Here is a 15,207-nt window from a genome sequence, read left to right on the forward strand (position 1 = left end):
GCGTCGCTCGAAGTCACTACCCGCCGTTACGGCCGCATCCGCCTAAAACGCTCGCGATTCCCGCGACGCCGCCAGCACGAACTCAGTTGATGTGGCCTTCCTCGCGCAACTGCTCGGCGGCCTGCTTCTCGTACCGGTGCGTGATGTCCGCCTTCTCGTCCTGCCAGTCCCACGGGTCGACGAGCACGACGTCGTCCTCGCGGATCCACACGCGCTTCTGCATCTTCCCCGGAATCCTGGCCGTTCGCTCCACGCCGTCCGCGCACCTGACTTTCACCCGGTTCGCGCCGAGCATATCGGTCACCGTCGCGAACACCTCGTCGTCGTCGGGCATCCGGAGGTCCGTCCGTCCCCCGTCGTCGTTGTCGCTCATACCACCCGATTCTCGCGCGACGTTTTTAAGCAGTTCCCTCGCAGTCGACACCGCCGGAACTCGGTCGTCTCGGACCGGCAGGTTTAGGCCGTCCGGCCCAGCAACCCCGTCCATGAGCCAACGCAGCGGCGGACTCGGACGCATGCGGAAGATGCTCGGCATCTCGGGACTCTTCGGCCTCCTCTGCATCGTCGGCGGGATCGCACTCGTCGCCGATGCCAACCTCCAGGTCGCAGCAGGCATCGCCATCGTCCTCGCCGGCCTCGGCTTCCTCGTCCGCGCCATGATCAAGGGCGTCATGGGCATGATGGGCATGGGCGGCATGATGTGAGTCGAGGAGAGAACGCAGCGCGTCTCGAAGTTCGCTCGCCGAAGCCGATCTCGTCCGGACTCTCTCGAAACGGTCGATAGCGATGCAACGCGAACCGATGGGCGCTCGCCCGTCCGCGGGAGAACGGTTCAGAAAACCTATTACTCGACGGTGGGGCCGACGGACATGGAGACTGCTCCACTGTCGCCCGACGACGAAGCCCTCATCGAGCGAATCACGGAGACGAACGAGCGCACGTTCGACGCGGAGTTCTTCGACGGCGCACACGTCGTCGCCGCCGGGGTTCGGACGACGGACGGCTCGGTGTACGAGGGCGTGAGCTTGCCGGCGAGCGTCGGGCGAGCGTCGATGTGCGGCGAACCCGTCGCGGTCGGCTCCGCGATCGCCGACGGATACGGCCACGACGACGTCGAGACCAGCGTCGCCGTCGCATACCCGATGCCGTCCCACGACGAGGACGACGCCCGAGTCATCCCGCCGTGCGGGAGTTGCCGAGAACTGCTGGCGGACTACAACGAATCGATGCGGGTCGTCGTCCCCGTCGACGGAGAAAACCGGATCGCTCGCGCGATCGATCTGCTCCCTACGCGAACGTGGTAACTGGAGGCCCCCTACCCACCGCTCAGTTCCCCCGAACCCGCATCGGGTACACACCGAGGAACCGCCGTCGTTCCACGGCGGAGGATGGGTTTGATATCACTCCTCGCGTAGGGTGACGTATGGATACCGGCCAGTTGAAGGAACTCGTTCCGCACTACCTCGCGATGATACTCCTCGTCTTCGGCGTGCTCACCGTCGTCCGTACGGCTGTCGGCGACCTCGGCTTCTGGAGCGAACTGGTGGTCGTCGCCGCCATCGCGTTCGCGTACCGCCCCGTCGTGGTCCGACTCGGCGTCGCTCCGAGCGTCTGGGAGTAAGCAGCCGCGGGCTGGCGCTGGCCGGCGGCTGGTTGGTCAGCTCCGTCGTTGCTCTTTCTTCTGTTCGGCGCGGTGCTCGCTGATGAGCTGGTCGAGCTGTTCGGCCTTCTGCTCCTTCCGCCGCGCTGCGGCGCGGTCGTGCCAGTCGTCGACGACCGCGTCGACGTCGCTCTCGCGGGCGACCGCGAGCTCGTCGACCTCCTGCATCGCGACGTCGTCGGCGGGCCCGACCGGGATCTCGTGCTCGAACAGGACCGCGTCCGCCGCGTCCGACAGGCCGCCGTCGCCGACGAGGACCACGCGTGGCTCGAACGCGGCGAGCTTCTCCGCGGTCGACCGCCCCGCCCCCGCGGCGTCGCGGAGGAAGACCACGTCGTCGCTCGCCAGCCCGTACGCGTCGTGCGCGTCGTCGATCGCGGCCCGCGTGAACTCGTCGACGGGCTTCACCGGCACCAGGCCCTGCTTCGTCTCCTCGACGTCCGCGAAGTTCGAGTGATCGAGCTTCCAGAGCTCCTTCAGGCGGTCGAGCTTCCCCTCGAGTTCGTCGATGCGGTCCTCGCGGTCGTCGACCTCGCGCTCGAGCGCGTCGTTCCGTCGCTTCAACCGCGATACCGTCCGGCGCTCGCGGGCGTCCCGGCGTTCCTCGCGACGCGACTCCTCGAGTTCGCCCTCGAGTTCCGCGATGCGGTCGTCCTTCTCCGCGACGGTCTCCTCCAGGTCGTCGACGTGCTCCTGGAGGCGGTCGACCTGCCGTTCGAGGGTCTTGATGCGCTTTTCCTCCGCGGACAGCTCGCGCTCGACGTGCTCGGTGTCGTCGTCGCCGTCGCCGCCGTCCTCGTCCGCGGTCAGGTCCTCGACGACCGCCTCGACGGACTCGTCGCCCGCGACGACCCGAGCGGTCACCTCGCCGCTGTCGTACCGCGGTGGCGTCTTCCGCGCGACGCGCTCGAACTGGTCCTCGTGGTCGTCGAACGCGAACAACGCGGCGGCGAGCGCGTCCCGCTCGTGGTCGTTCTCGTACCCCTCCGAACGCGTCCTGTGCTGCTTCTCGTCGACCGGGAGGTCCGAGTCCGGGATCCATCCGGCGGCGTCGAAGCTCCGCCGGATCTTCTCGACCGTGTTCGGCATCGGCGTCACGTCCGCCGCCACCACGATCGGACGACCGCGTTCGACGATCCACTCGATGACCGCCGCCGTGTCCGCCGTCCTGGTCGAGAGCACGTCCAGCACGGTGCCGTCGAGGCCGACGATCGCGACCGCGGTGGTCGTGCCGGGGTCGACGCCGACGACGACGTGGTCGCGGCGCTTCGCGAGCGGCTCGAACTCGATGCCGTCCCGGCGCTCGCGCTCGATCTCCACGCGCACGTCCCCCGACCGATGCCGGCTGACCGGGATGTCCTGCGGGCGGCCCTCGACGTGAAAGAGCGCCTGCGAGAACCCGCCGTACTTCTCCGTGACCTCGCGCTCGTACTCCAGGCCGGCGTCGTCGAGTTCGGATTCGACCTCGCGGGTGCGGGCCTTCACGCTCCCGTGGATGCGTCGCGTGTACCGGTCCTCGGACCAGCCGCCCTTCCCCGTCGACCGGCCGCGCGAGACCTTCACGGTGGTCTCGTCGGTGAACGCCGACACCTCCACGCCGACGTTCGCCGCCGCGAGCCGGGCCGCGGCCTCCGCCTCCTGCATCGGTTGCTTCCCGTACGGGACGCCGTGGCGCTTCGCGACTCTGGAGAGGGGCTCGGGCTGCTCCGCGCCAGTCACCTGCACGAGCTTCGTGCCCGCCGGAAGCTCGCCGAGGAAGTGCACGAGCGCGTCCTTGTCCGCGGCGAGCTCGTACATGTTGTCGGTCGCGACGATGCCGGGCTCCTCGCTCGCGATGCGTCGCCGGAGCTTGCGCAACGTCACGACGTCCCGCTCGACGTCGTAGCCCTCGCCGTCCTCGCTCGCCTCCAGGACGACGAGCGCGTACGACGGCGCGTCCCCGCGAACGTCCCCGCTCTGGACGTCGACGCCGAACACGACGCTGTCGAGCGCGCTGGTTCTCGCACTCACTGCTCGACGATTGGGGCGAGACGCAGATAAGTGCCGCGGGGCCAGCGGTTTCGCGCGAGTCAGCCGTCGCTGTCGGGGAACGGTACGTCGAACGTCTCGCCGTCGCTCGGCACCCACGAGTGGCCCTCGAACGCCTCGGCGGCCTCGGCCTCGTGGCCGGAGACGTCGCCGGCGTACCGCGAGGAGATGTGGACGAGCGCGAGGCGCTTCGCGTTCGCCTGGCGGGCGATGCTCCCGGCTTGCGCGGCCGTGGAGTGCGCGGTCGCCTCCGCTCGATCCTCGCGCTCGCTCGTGAACGTCGCGTCGTGCACGAGCAGGTCCGCGTCCGCGGCGACGTCGACCGTGCTCCCGACCGGCGTCGTGTCGCCCGTGTACACGACCTTGCGGCCGGGGCGGGGCTCGCCGACGACCTCCTCGGGGTCGACGACGGTGCCGTCGTCGAGTTCCACGGGCTCGCCGCGGTGTAGTTGGGCGTACTTCGGGCCCGGTTCGATCCCGAGTTCGTGCTCGGCCTTCTCGCGGTCGAACCGGCCCTTCCGGTCGTCCTCGACGACGGCATAGCCGACCGCGTTCGTGCGGTGGTTCACGTCGAACGCCCGGACCTCGTACTCGTCGCCGTCGAGCGCGACGTCGCCCGCGCGAACCTCGTTCACGCGAACCGGGAACCCCGGGTCGTCGCCGGTCGCCGACAGGAGGCGCTTGGCCGTCCGGCGCTCGCCGGCGGGGACGTGCACGGCGAGCGGCCGGTCGCGCTCGTTGAAGTCCATCGTCTGCGTCAGCCCCGGAATCCCGAGGACGTGATCGCCGTGGACGTGCGTGACGAACAGGTGGTCGACGCCGAACCCCGTCCCGTACCGCATCATCTGGCGCTGCGTGCCCTCGCCGCAGTCGAACAGGAGGTCGTCGCCCTCGCGGGACACGAACAGCGCGGCCGGATTCCGCTCCGTGGTCGGGATGGCGCCACTCGTCCCGAGGAACGTCACGCGTAACGACATGCTCGCCTGCATCTCGGGCGGCCACGGGGAAACCCGTATCGAAACGGAGTCGCCGCAGCCGAACCCGCGGCCGCGACGTGCCCGGAGCGATCGCACGGCTGCGGACGGTTCGCGTCCGTTCAAACCGTTTACGACCGAGTGAACGGGAGCGAACGAACTGGTCAGGTTATGACCACGTAGTGACTACCTACGGTCGACGATGACAACGAAGAACGCTCTCGGCGCGATCGCTATGGCAGCCCTCCTCGTGCTGGCGGGCTGTTCGAGCGCCGTCCCCGGTTCGACGACGAACGCACAGGCAACGACCGACGGTGCCGTCGACGACGGCCAGTCGATGGACTCGACGAACGCGGCGGCCCTCACGTTCTACGTGAGCGACCGCCCGGGCGCCATCGACGACTTCGAGCACCTGAACGTCACCATCACGAAGATCGGCCTGCACGAGGCCGACGGCGGTGAGGACGGCGACGACGCGAACGAGACCGACACCGACGACGAGGCGTCCGAGACCGACTCCGCGAACGATACCGCGGACGCGTCGATGGACGCCGCCGACGTCGACACGACGACCGTCGACGACCCCAACGAGACCACCGTCGAGATGACGACGACCGAGGAGACGGAGACCGAGGCGGACGACTCTGAGGACACCGAAACCGAATCTGAGGAAGACGAGTCCGAGGACACCGAAACCGAGGAGGACGACTCCGAGGACACCGAATCTGAGGAAGACGACTCCGACGAGGACGAGTCCGGCGAGTCGAAGGCCGGATGGGTGACCAAGGACGTCGACAACCGAACGGTCGACTTGACGAACCTCAAGGGCGCGAACGCGACCGCGATCGGGAACCTGTCGGTGCCCGCTGGCGAGTACGACAAGGTGTTCGTGTACGTCAGCGACATCAACGCGACGCTGACGAACGGCGAGTCCGTGAACGTGAAGCTCCCGAGTTCGAAGCTCCAGATCAACAAGGAGTTCGAGCTGACCGCGAACTCCACGCCGGACTTCGTGTTCGACATCAACGTCCACAAGGCGGGGAACTCCGGGAAGTACATCCTCCGCCCGATCGTGAGCGAGTCCGGGACGGGCGACCAGGTCGAGATCCGCGAGGTCGACGAGAACGGCAAGCCCGTGGACGCCGGTGCGAACGGCAAGGCCAAGGGCAAGCAGGGTGGTGACGACGACGGCGAGGAGACCGACGGCGACGACGCGGACGAGACCGAGGACGGCGAGTCCGACGAGAGCGCGCTCGAGGCGAGCCTCGACGGACAGGTCCGCGCCGGCGAGACGGTCACGCTGTCCGTGACGGATGCGAACGGCTCGGTCGCGAACGCGACGGTCGAGGTGAACGGCGAGACAGCCGGTGAGACCGCCGCCGACGGCACGCTCGCGTTCGAGGTCCCCGACACCGAGGAGCTCGAGGTCGAGGTGACGAAAGACGACGCCGAGGTCGAACTGGAACGCGACGTGAAGGGCGGCAACGGCAACGGGAACGGCAACGACCAGCAACTCAGCGGCTACGCGCTCGCAGCCGCCTGACGCACCCGAGCACGCCCACGGTCCCCTTCCAGGCGACTTCTCTCTATTTCCACCCGCCAGCGACGGCCACCGCCACCACCAACACCTGGCCGCGCGAAGCGAGCGCAGTTCCGCGCTCGCTTCGCGCAGGGGAAGGGCAGGGCGCGGTGCGGTCGCCGTGGCGGAGTGGTCGCGGTTGCGGTGCGGTCGCCGTGGCGGAGTGGTCGCCGTGGCGGAGTGGTTGCGGTCGCGGTGCGGCGGCAGTGCTTTGGCGGTAGCGGTCGCGGCCGTCGTCCAGTACACTCACCGAGCGCGAACGGAGTGAGCGCTCGGCCTTTTTTCAGCAACGTTTTTTCAAGGAGCGGTCGCCGAAGCGGCCGAAGGCCGCGAGGCGACCCGACGCAGAAAAAAGATTGTGCGAAAGCATAAACCGCGCGCCGCTGCTACGCGAGGTATGCGCATTGCGGTTCCTAACAAGGGTCGGATTCACGACCCGTCGATCTCGCTGTTGGAGCGTGCGGGCCTGCCGGTCGTGGACGGCGCGGACCGGAAGCTCTACGCGGACACGGTCGATCCGGACGTGTCCGTGCTGTTCGCGCGAGCGGCAGACATCCCCGAGTACGTCGCCGACGGCGCCGCCGACCTCGGCATTACGGGCCTGGACCAGGCCGAGGAAGCCGGGCACGAGAACGTCGAGGCGCTCCTGGACCTCGAGTTCGGCGAGTGCCGGCTCGTGCTCGCGGCGCCCGAGGACGGCGACGTGGAGACCCCCTACGACCTCGAGGGGAAGACGGTCGCGACGGAGTTCCCGCGACTCACTCGCGAGTACTTCGCCGAGCGCTCGATCGAGGCGGAAGTCGTCGAGGTGACGGGCGCGACCGAACTCACGCCGCACGTCGACATGGCCGACGCGATCGTCGACATCACGAGCACGGGTACCACGCTCCAGGTGAATCGGCTCGCGATCATCGACGAAGTCCTCCAGTCGAGCGTGCAGTTGTTCGCGCGAAGCGACGTCGTCGACGACGAGAAGACCGCGCAGGTCCGGACCGCGCTCGCGAGCGTGCTCGCCGCCGAGGACAAGCGCTACCTCATGATGAACGCCGACGAGGACGACCTCGACGAGATCCGGGACGTCATCCCCGGGATGGGCGGGCCGACGGTGATGGACGTCGCGGGCGACGACAAGGTCGCCGTGCACGTCGTCGTGGACGACGCGGACGTCTTCGAGACGATCAATCGCGTGAAGGACGCGGGCGCGAGCGACATCCTCGTCACGGAGATCGAACGCCTCGTCGAGTGACGGCTGCGCGGGTGCGGGTTCGAGCGCTGGTGCGGGTTCGAGTGCGGGTGCGGGTTCGAGCGCGGGTGCGGGTTCGAGTGCGGGCGCGGTCGCCGGTCAGAGGTCCTTGAGGCGGCCGGCGGTGACGAGCTGGACGACGCCGAGGAGGCAGAGGACGCCGCCGACCCCGACGAGGTCGAAGTCGGCGAGGTCGGCGACGCCGACGCCGACGGCGGCGACGCCTGGCGCGAACCAGACCGCGCGAATCACGGGTTCGCTGGAGATGATGGCGGCGACGGCGAGCGCGAGCGACGCGCCGACGAGGCCCGCGTACAGCGACGGCGTGACGGCGACGTCGACGAGCGACAGTGCGACGACGACGAGACCGCCGACGAGCAGGAAGCTCCCGCCGCGCGCGAACTTCGCGCGGTCCTCGGCGTCCATGACGTCAGATGTACTCATGCCCGCTCCTACGGCGGCGGCCCTTTTAATCCACGGGCAGTCGATTGGCGCGACCGGCGAGCGGCGAGCGAGCGCTCACGTGGGCGCGGTCGAGAGGAGCGCGACGAGGTTGAAGACGGTGATGCCGGCGATGACGGCGACCGTGTAGTGGACGACGGCGACGAGCGTCGTGGACTTCCAGGAGAGGCGGTAGACCGCGGAGATGGCGAACGCGTCGAGCGCGAGCGTGGACGCGATGACGACCGCCGGTCCGTACCGCTGGAGGAGGATCGCGGCGACGGCGAGCACGGGGCCGACGACGAGCGCGCGCTTGAGTGGGACGTCGCCGAGGACGTACCTGGCGGCGACGTGGAGCGTGATCGCGTAGAACGCGGCCGCGACGAGGAACGTCCCGAGGTACGCGATTGGGCCGCCGGCGGCCGGGTCGAGCTGTGCGGGCGAGAGCACCATTGCGTTGAGAGAAGTATCGTGGGGGTTTGAGTGCCGTCCTTCGCGACGCCGGCGGCGTCAGGATTCGAGGAGGCCGAGGTCCTCGAGCCGGGAGACGATCTTGTCGACGGCGTGCCGGGCGTCGTCGGGCTTCTTCCCGCCGGTGATGACGAGCTTCCCGCTGCCGAACAGGAGCGCGACGACCTCGGGGTCGTCGAGGCGGTAGACGAGGCCGGGGAACTGCTCGGGTTCGTACTCGATGTTCTCGAGGCCGAGCCCGATCGCGATCGCGTTCAGGTTGAGGTTCCGGCCGAGGTCCGCGCTCGTGACGATGTTCTGCACGACGATCTCGGGGTCCTCCTCGACCTCGATCTTGAGGTCCCGTAGTTTGTCGAAGACGATGCGGAGGCTCTCGTGGACGTCGTCGGTGCTCTTGGCGCCCGTGCAGACGATCTTCCCGCTGCGGAAGATGAGTGCCGCGGACTTGGGGTCCTGCGTGCGGTAGACGAGGCCGGGGAACTGTTCGGGGTCGTAGTCGGCGCCTTCGAGGTCCATGGCGACGGACTGGAGGTCGAGCTCCTGGCCGATGCCGGTCGAGGCAACGACGTTCTCGATGTTGATGGTGTCCTTGGGGTCGTCGTCGGTCATCGTTCGCTCTTAAAGTCGTATTTAAGGCTTATAAAGGTTGGTGCCGCGGCGAACGTGCGACGACGGATTGACGCGGCGGTTTCGCGCGAAATCGCGGGTATGAATGGGGTGTTAAGGGGGTACTTGAGGCATTGGTCGCGCCGCAGGCGCGACCGAACACGGTCGATGGAGCAGTTTCCTCGCGGTGGTGCGGGAAGGGTCGCGCCGCAGGCGCGACCGAACACGGTCGAGGCCGACAGCTGTTGAGCGGCGGAGTCGCGCCGCAGGCGCGACCGAACACGGTCGACTTCGACGATTGCTGAGCGGTGACGGCGGGCTCGCGCCGCAGGCGCGACCGCGTACGGCCGTTGTCGAACGGCTTTTGGGTGGTGGTGGGGTACGAGTGGGCGTGTACGTGCTGGAACTCGGTGGGGAGGACGACGCGTTCGCGCGTCGCGAGGCGGCGACGGCCACGACGGGCGTGGAGCGTCTCGGCGTCGGGCTCGCGACGGCTGACGCGGTCGTCCCCGAGCGCGTCCGCGGACTGGCGTATACCCGGCGCGCGATCGAGTGCGTGGGGACGACGGACGCGTCAGTGGCGTCGGCGCGCGCGCTCCTCGACGCGGCGTCGCTCGGCGACCGGGAGGGGTCGGTCGCGGTTCGCGCGCGGGACGTCCGCGGCGGGACCGGCGTCTCGACGAGCGACGCGGAGCGCGAACTCGGGAACGTCCTCGTCGACCGCGGGTTCTCGGTGGACCTCGACGACCCCGACCACGTCCTCCACGTCGCGTTTGCACCAGACACGGACCCAGAGGCCGACGACGCGCCAGCGGACCCGCAGCGCGGCGACGCGGGCGTCTGTGCGGTCGGCTGGTTGGTCGCGTCGTCCGTGCGCGACTTCGGGGACCGGAAGCCGACGGACCGGCCGTTCTTCCAGCCGGGGAGCATGGACCCGCTGCTGGCGCGCGCGATCGCGAACCTCGCTGGCGCCAGGCCGGGCGCGACGATACTCGACCCGATGTGCGGGACCGGCGGCGTCCTCGTCGAGGCGGGGCTCGTCGGCGCGGACGTCGTCGGCGTGGATGCGCAGGCGAAGATGGCCGCTGGGGCGCGCGAGAACCTCGCCGCGTTCCTCGACTCGGGTGCAGAGCCGTCGTCGGTCGCCGACCCCGGCGACTGGGCGACGATGCGCGGGGACGCCACGCGCCTCGCGCTCCGGGACGACGCAGCGACTGGCGTCGTGTTCGACGCCCCGTACGGCCGCCAGTCGAAGATCGAGACGCACGGCCTCGACGACCTCGTCGCGGGCGCGCTCGCCGAGAGCCAGCGGGTCGCGGACCGGTGCGTGCTCGTCGCCGACCGCGACTGGCGGGACGCCGCACGCGACGCCGGCTGGACGGTCGACTCGGCGTTCCGACGGCGCGTCCACGCGTCGCTCGACCGGTTCGTGCTCGTCCTCGACGACCAAGACGGCGTCGACGACCGCGACGTGGACGCGCGAGCGGTCTGAACGGGACGCCGCGGCGCACCCCGACGCACCCCGACACCGCGGCGCCTCCCGGTCGACGCGTCCGTCACCCGTGGACGCCTCCGTTACCCGTGTACGCGTTCCGCGACCGTCAGCAGTTCCTCCTCGTTCGCCGACTCCACGTCGAGTTCGGGGACCGTCGTCGACCGGCCGTCAGCGTCGACCGCGACGTACGTGAAGCACGCCTCCGTCGTCTTCGCGCGCTCGCCCGACAGCGGGTCCTCGCGGTACGCACGCAGGAACACCCGCACGCTACTCCGCCCCGCGCCGAACACGTACGCCTCGATGACCGCGATCTCCCCGACCGGGATCGGGCGCTCGAAGCTGAACTCGTCGACGCCCGCGGTGACGCACGTCTCGCCAGCGAACCGCATCGCGCTCATCGCCCCCACCTCGTCCATCCACTTCATGAGGTTCCCGCCGTGGACGGACTCGTAGTTGTTCGCGTGATTCGGCTGCACGCGCTGTCGGTTCTCGATGTACGTCTCTGAGAGCGCCGGCATACACCGCGTGTTCGCACGGGGACGAGAAAAGCGTCGGGCGAAATCGGAGCCGTCGGGCGACCTCAGGCCTCGAGCTGCGGCCCGTGCTCGCGTCCGAGTTCCGCGAGGAAGTGCGAGAGGTGGACGCGGTCGCTCGACCCCTCCGTCATGTCGAAGTCGATCTGGCCCGCGAGCTCGTAGAGCGTCGCGAGCCGGTCGCCGTCGTACCGACTCCGTGCTTCGTCGAGCACTACGTCCAGCACCTCGCCGCCCTCGTAGCCTTCGTCGACGAGCAGGTCGTCGAGCGTCGACCGTGCGTCCGTGAACTCCCCGGCTTCCGCGGCGTCCAGCATCGCCTGGACCTGATCCTGGTGCGCGACGTCGCCGAGCACTTCGTACGCCGCCTGCATCGACACCTCGCCCTCTTGCTCGGCGGTCGTCTGCGCCGCCAGCACCGCCTGGCGGACGTCCCCGTCCGCGTACCCCGCGACGTACTCCAGGCCGTCGGCGTCGTACGTGACGCCCTCGGCCTCGCAGATGCCAGCGAGCACGTCCACGAGCGCGTCGTGGCTCGCGGCCGGCATCGCCACCGGGAAGCACCGCGAGCGGATCGGCGGAATCAGTTTCGTCGGCTGGCGGGTCGTCACCACGAACTGCGTCGCCTCGTGGTACTGTTCCATCACTCTGCGGAGCGCCTGCTGGAAGTCCACGCGCACGGCCTCCGCGTTGTCCAGGACGACGGTCTTGTAGTGTCCGCTCACGGGCTGATAGCTCGCGCTCTCCTTCAGGACGTGATTGATCATGTCGCGCTTCGCGAGGTCGGACTTCCCGCGGAGGAACGACGCGAACCGCGGGTCGTTCGTGATCTCCGTCTTCGTTCGGTCGAAGAAGTCCGCGACGTTGATCTCCACCAGGTCGTTCTCCGGGTCCTCGTGGCTCTCTCTCGCGAGCGCTCGCGCTGCGGCCGTCTTCCCCACGCCGGCCGGCCCGTGCAGCACCAGATTGATCGGGTCGTCCACGGCGTGCTCGAGGTACTCGCGAGCGTCCGCCTGCGGCAGGTCCTCGAGGTCGGGCGCGTACCGGTCAGTCCACAGCGGCGCGTCCATTACCACGCCCTATACTCGCACCCAGTACGAATCTGTCGATACGACCGTTTCTCCGTCCGCCGAGAGAGCGTCGCTCTCTCGGGATACCGAACGACGCCCTCGGCGTCTTTCGAACCACGTCGGGTGGCTCTGCGGGCCACCGCTCCTCGAAACAGCGTTGCTGGAAACGGTCGAGTGCGACCAGATGGAGCGCTCGGCGAGCGTACTGGACGACGACCGCGACGGCACTGCGACCGTGTCCGCACCGCCGCCGCCGCACCGCGACCGTACTGCGACCGCACCGCGACAGCACTGCAGCCTCGACCTCCCCAGCCGACTCCCGCGGCGACTCCCTGCGGTCGTCGCCGCGCTCGTCCAGCGTGAGAGCGAGCTCTCACTGGCTCCCGCTCGCTTCGCTTGCGGGAACCTCGCATGGTATCGACGCCGCACGGCTCACCGCCGTTCGCCGTGCCGCGACACCGCGCGCCACCCGACCGTCGAACGCTCGATTCGACCAACAGTCGGGCCGGTCGAAGCGCGCGCGAATCTGCGCGCGCTTCGAGCAGGGGGAGGGCGGGGCGCGGTGCGGTTGCGGTGCGGCGGCGGTGCGGCGGCGGTGCGGCGGCGGCGCGGCGGCAGTGCGGCGGCGGCGCGGCGGCGGTGCGGCGGCGGCGGTGCGGTCGCGGTAGCGGAGCGGTCGCTGTTGCGGTGGGTGGGATTGAGAGGGGCGAGCGTGCCGGGGCTTTCTGCATGCTCGTGGTGCCGTCGGTCGTGGTCCCACCACGGCTGTCCGTCTCGTCCGCGACGGCTGTGGATGGAACCCGGAAGCGACATGAGCGCGCCCCGGGAAGCACGAGGCATGAGTACGCTCTGCGTGTCGGGCGGTCGCGTGCTGCTGCCGAATCACGACGTCGTACGGGCCGACGTGCTGGTCGATCAGAACACTGGGTCGATCGTCGAGGTCGGCGAGGGCCTCGCGGGCGACGAGACGCTTTCCGCGGACGGCTGCCTCGTCGTGCCGGGACTCGTGAACGCGCACACCCACGCCGCGATGACGCTCCTGCGTGGGATCGCGGACGACAAGCCCCTAGACGCGTGGCTCCGGGAGGACATCTGGCCGGTCGAGGCGGCGCTCACGAGCGAGGACGTCCGCGCCGGCACGGAACTGGCCGCGGTGGAGATGATAAAGAGCGGGACGACGGCGTTCGCGGACATGTACTTCGAGGTCGACGCTGTCGTCGACGCCGTCGAGCGAGCGGGCCTCCGCGCCAGGGTCGGCCACGGCGTCGTCACCGTCGGGAAGGACGAGGACGAGGCGCGCGCGGACGCCGAAGAGTCGATCAGGGTCGCCGAGGAGTTCGACGGCGCGGCCGACGGCCGCGTCTCGACGGCGTTCATGCCGCACTCGCTGACGACCGTCGACCCGGACCTCCTCGTCGAGTACACCGAGCGAGCCCGCGACGCGGGCGTTCCGGTGCACTTGCACGCGAACGAGACGACCGACGAAGTCGACCCGATCGTGGACGAGCACGACGAGCGTCCGCTCGAGTGGGCGCGCGAACTCGGACTCCTCGAGCGCGAGGACTTCGTCGCGCACGGCGTGCACACCACCGCGAGCGAGCACGACTTGCTCGCGGAGACGGGCGCGGGCGTCGTGCACTGTCCGGCGTCGAACATGAAGCTCGCGAGCGGGATGGCGCCCGTGCAAGCGATGCGCGACGCGGGCGTCACCGTGGCGCTCGGCACGGACGGGGCGGCGTCGAACAACGACCTGGACGTGTTCGACGAGATGCGTGACGCCGCGATGCTCGGGAAGCTCGCCGCGGACGACGCGAGCGCCGTCCCCGCCGACGCCGTCGTCGAGATGGCGACCCAGGGCGGTGCGGACGTCCTCGGCATCGACGCCGGGCGCGTCGAGGCGGGCGCGAACGCCGACCTCGCCGTCCTCGACCTCGACGCCACGCACCTCACGCCCCAGCACGACCTCGTCAGTCACCTCGCGTACGCCGCCCGCGGCAGCGACGTCCGCCACACCGTCTGCGACGGCCAGGTGCTCATGCGCGACCGCGAGGTGACGACGCTCGACGCGGACGCGGTCCGCGAGCGCGCCAGCGAGCACGCCCGAGCGCTCGTCGAGCGCGCGTGACCCGGGCAGTCGGTTCCGCGCCTCTCGACCGCGGCTGACCGATCCAGCGCTCCGGCATCACCGGGCGTCCCACCGTGATACCTCCTGAGGGGATTGAACGACGAGAACGGTTATTGAACGTCCTAACGGTCTCTGATGGCGTCTCAATCTGCGGGTGAACGGAACGAACGGGGTGCCCGGTTTACGGTGGTGACCGCGTTGTTACCAGTTGATGCAAGGACGCAGCCTCATGGCGATGGTGGGTGTCGCGATCATGCTGTTCGCGGCCGTCGGGCCCGCGGCAGCAGCGAGCGCACCGTCGACGGCCGACGACGCGGCGGCCATCGACGGCGACACCACGTTCACCGTCACGCCGGAGAACGAGACCAGCAACGAGACCGACGTCGACGACAACGAGACTGACGTCGACGACAACGAGACCGACGTCGACGACAACGAGACTGACGTGAACGCGTCGAGTACCGCCGAAGCCGCGCGCGAGTTCACGCAGAAGCTCGACGCGGTCGTCGCGAACGCGACGAACGACTCGAACGTGTCCGCGCCCGGTCGCGTGATCGCGTCGTTCGTCGTCGCGAACAACCCCGGGAACGCGCCGGCGCACGCCGGCCCGCCGAACGGGACGCCCGGCGCGAACGCGACGAACGGAACGAACGCGTCCAGCGCCCCGGCCGCGAACGCGTCGAACGGTGGCGGCCCGCCGAACGGCACCGCCGGAGCGAACGCGTCGAACGGTGGCCCGCCGAACGGGACGCCCGGCGCGGGTTCGGCAGACGGGAACGAGACCGATAGCGACGGGAACGAGACCGAGACTGACGGGAACGAGACCGACGGCGGGCCTGCTACCGGCAACGACGACGGGAACGGCGCCGACAACGGAAACGGCGCCGGCAACGGGAACGGCCCGAAGCGCGTCGGTGCACCGGTGGACGTCGCGTTCGAACGTCTCGCAGCCATCCAGACCGCAGTGCCGTTCGATTACTGA

At 69.5% G+C, this 15,207-nt stretch carries 16 protein-coding genes; 8 read left to right on the plus strand and 8 right to left on the minus strand.

What is annotated here, in order from left to right; translation table 11 throughout:
* Positions 1-82: 82 nt before the first annotated feature.
* Positions 83-373: a translation initiation factor eIF-1A gene (eif1A, locus tag G9C85_RS18100; RefSeq protein WP_166042568.1), complete on the minus strand. Its 291-nt coding sequence runs from the start codon at positions 371-373 to the stop codon at positions 83-85.
* A 112-nt stretch (positions 374-485) separates the two neighbouring features.
* On the opposite strand from eif1A, the gene G9C85_RS18105 reads away from it, so the two are divergent.
* The 3 genes from G9C85_RS18105 (at position 486) to G9C85_RS18115 (ending at position 1,621) form a co-directional block, all read left to right on the plus strand.
* The gene (locus G9C85_RS18105; RefSeq protein ID WP_240148960.1) at positions 486-704 is read left to right on the plus strand and encodes a hypothetical protein; all 219 of its coding nucleotides are present in this window, start codon (positions 486-488) and stop codon (positions 702-704) included.
* A 165-nt stretch (positions 705-869) separates the two neighbouring features.
* Positions 870-1,304, plus strand: a complete 435-nt coding sequence (locus tag G9C85_RS18110) for a cytidine deaminase (protein ID WP_166042570.1) — start codon at positions 870-872, stop codon at positions 1,302-1,304.
* Positions 1,305-1,423: 119 nt separating this feature from the next.
* Positions 1,424-1,621, plus strand: coding sequence for a hypothetical protein (locus G9C85_RS18115; RefSeq protein WP_166042572.1), 198 nt, complete (start codon positions 1,424-1,426; stop codon positions 1,619-1,621).
* A gap of 36 nt (positions 1,622-1,657) precedes the next feature.
* Here G9C85_RS18115 and G9C85_RS18120 read toward each other — a convergent pair whose 3' ends face one another.
* Together G9C85_RS18120 and rnz are read right to left on the minus strand one after the other, a co-directional pair.
* Entirely contained in the window at positions 1,658-3,670 is a 2,013-nt protein-coding gene (locus G9C85_RS18120) for a DUF460 domain-containing protein (protein ID WP_166042574.1), read from the minus strand.
* A gap of 59 nt (positions 3,671-3,729) precedes the next feature.
* Positions 3,730-4,665, minus strand: coding sequence for a ribonuclease Z (rnz, locus tag G9C85_RS18125; RefSeq protein WP_166042679.1), 936 nt, complete (start codon positions 4,663-4,665; stop codon positions 3,730-3,732).
* 199 nt (positions 4,666-4,864) lie between these two features.
* Here rnz and G9C85_RS18130 point away from each other — a divergent pair, with 199 nt between their 5' ends.
* Both G9C85_RS18130 and hisG read left to right on the plus strand, forming a co-directional pair.
* The gene (locus tag G9C85_RS18130; protein WP_166042576.1) at positions 4,865-6,205 is read left to right on the plus strand and encodes a DUF4382 domain-containing protein; all 1,341 of its coding nucleotides are present in this window, start codon (positions 4,865-4,867) and stop codon (positions 6,203-6,205) included.
* A 433-nt stretch (positions 6,206-6,638) separates the two neighbouring features.
* Positions 6,639-7,487, plus strand: coding sequence for an ATP phosphoribosyltransferase (hisG, locus tag G9C85_RS18135; RefSeq protein ID WP_166042578.1), 849 nt, complete (start codon positions 6,639-6,641; stop codon positions 7,485-7,487).
* Positions 7,488-7,583: 96 nt separating this feature from the next.
* On the opposite strand, the gene G9C85_RS18140 is transcribed toward hisG, so the two are convergent.
* From G9C85_RS18140 to G9C85_RS18150, 3 genes are all read right to left on the minus strand, one after another.
* Positions 7,584-7,928, minus strand: coding sequence for a hypothetical protein (locus G9C85_RS18140; RefSeq protein WP_166042579.1), 345 nt, complete (start codon positions 7,926-7,928; stop codon positions 7,584-7,586).
* A gap of 75 nt (positions 7,929-8,003) precedes the next feature.
* Positions 8,004-8,378: a hypothetical protein gene (locus G9C85_RS18145; RefSeq protein ID WP_166042581.1), complete on the minus strand. Its 375-nt coding sequence runs from the start codon at positions 8,376-8,378 to the stop codon at positions 8,004-8,006.
* A gap of 57 nt (positions 8,379-8,435) precedes the next feature.
* A complete protein-coding gene (locus G9C85_RS18150; RefSeq protein ID WP_166042582.1) occupies positions 8,436-9,005 on the minus strand; it encodes a TATA-box-binding protein in 570 nt (189 codons plus the stop codon).
* Positions 9,006-9,393: 388 nt separating this feature from the next.
* Here G9C85_RS18150 and G9C85_RS18155 point away from each other — a divergent pair, with 388 nt between their 5' ends.
* On the plus strand, positions 9,394-10,494 hold the full coding sequence (locus G9C85_RS18155) for a THUMP domain-containing protein (protein ID WP_166042584.1): 1,101 nt from the start codon (positions 9,394-9,396) through the stop codon (positions 10,492-10,494).
* Positions 10,495-10,577: 83 nt separating this feature from the next.
* Here G9C85_RS18155 and G9C85_RS18160 read toward each other — a convergent pair whose 3' ends face one another.
* Positions 10,578-11,015 carry an acyl-CoA thioesterase gene (locus G9C85_RS18160; RefSeq protein ID WP_166042586.1) on the minus strand — a complete coding sequence of 146 codons (438 nt, stop codon included), beginning with the start codon at positions 11,013-11,015 and terminating at the stop codon, positions 10,578-10,580.
* 62 nt (positions 11,016-11,077) lie between these two features.
* Positions 11,078-12,100: an AAA family ATPase gene (locus G9C85_RS18165; RefSeq protein WP_166042588.1), complete on the minus strand. Its 1,023-nt coding sequence runs from the start codon at positions 12,098-12,100 to the stop codon at positions 11,078-11,080.
* An 838-nt stretch (positions 12,101-12,938) separates the two neighbouring features.
* Here G9C85_RS18165 and G9C85_RS18170 point away from each other — a divergent pair.
* Together G9C85_RS18170 and G9C85_RS18175 are read left to right on the plus strand one after the other, a co-directional pair.
* The gene (locus G9C85_RS18170) at positions 12,939-14,225 is read left to right on the plus strand and encodes an amidohydrolase (protein WP_166042589.1); all 1,287 of its coding nucleotides are present in this window, start codon (positions 12,939-12,941) and stop codon (positions 14,223-14,225) included.
* Between the two features lie 211 nt (positions 14,226-14,436).
* Entirely contained in the window at positions 14,437-15,207 is a 771-nt protein-coding gene (locus G9C85_RS18175; protein ID WP_166042591.1) for a hypothetical protein, read from the plus strand.

The organism is Halorubellus sp. JP-L1 (genome assembly GCF_011440375.1).
Taxonomy (GTDB): Archaea; Halobacteriota; Halobacteria; order Halobacteriales; family Natrialbaceae; genus Halorubellus.

What these genes read in the sequence shown, in the direction of transcription:
- rnz (WP_166042679.1), bottom strand. Translation starts at nt 4,665, where the DNA reads ATGTCGTTACGCGTGACGTTCCTCGGGACGAGTGGCGCCATCCCGACC.
- eif1A (WP_166042568.1), bottom strand. Translation starts at nt 373, where the DNA reads ATGAGCGACAACGACGACGGGGGACGGACGGACCTCCGGATGCCCGAC.
- G9C85_RS18160 (WP_166042586.1), bottom strand. Translation starts at nt 11,015, where the DNA reads ATGCCGGCGCTCTCAGAGACGTACATCGAGAACCGACAGCGCGTGCAG.
- G9C85_RS18145 (WP_166042581.1), bottom strand. Translation starts at nt 8,378, where the DNA reads ATGGTGCTCTCGCCCGCACAGCTCGACCCGGCCGCCGGCGGCCCAATC.
- G9C85_RS18165 (WP_166042588.1), bottom strand. Translation starts at nt 12,100, where the DNA reads ATGGACGCGCCGCTGTGGACTGACCGGTACGCGCCCGACCTCGAGGAC.
- G9C85_RS18115 (WP_166042572.1), top strand. Translation starts at nt 1,424, where the DNA reads ATGGATACCGGCCAGTTGAAGGAACTCGTTCCGCACTACCTCGCGATG.
- hisG (WP_166042578.1), top strand. Translation starts at nt 6,639, where the DNA reads ATGCGCATTGCGGTTCCTAACAAGGGTCGGATTCACGACCCGTCGATC.
- G9C85_RS18170 (WP_166042589.1), top strand. Translation starts at nt 12,939, where the DNA reads ATGAGTACGCTCTGCGTGTCGGGCGGTCGCGTGCTGCTGCCGAATCAC.
- G9C85_RS18175 (WP_166042591.1), top strand. Translation starts at nt 14,437, where the DNA reads ATGCAAGGACGCAGCCTCATGGCGATGGTGGGTGTCGCGATCATGCTG.
- G9C85_RS18140 (WP_166042579.1), bottom strand. Translation starts at nt 7,928, where the DNA reads ATGAGTACATCTGACGTCATGGACGCCGAGGACCGCGCGAAGTTCGCG.
- G9C85_RS18110 (WP_166042570.1), top strand. Translation starts at nt 870, where the DNA reads ATGGAGACTGCTCCACTGTCGCCCGACGACGAAGCCCTCATCGAGCGA.
- G9C85_RS18130 (WP_166042576.1), top strand. Translation starts at nt 4,865, where the DNA reads ATGACAACGAAGAACGCTCTCGGCGCGATCGCTATGGCAGCCCTCCTC.
- G9C85_RS18150 (WP_166042582.1), bottom strand. Translation starts at nt 9,005, where the DNA reads ATGACCGACGACGACCCCAAGGACACCATCAACATCGAGAACGTCGTT.
- G9C85_RS18105 (WP_240148960.1), top strand. Translation starts at nt 486, where the DNA reads ATGAGCCAACGCAGCGGCGGACTCGGACGCATGCGGAAGATGCTCGGC.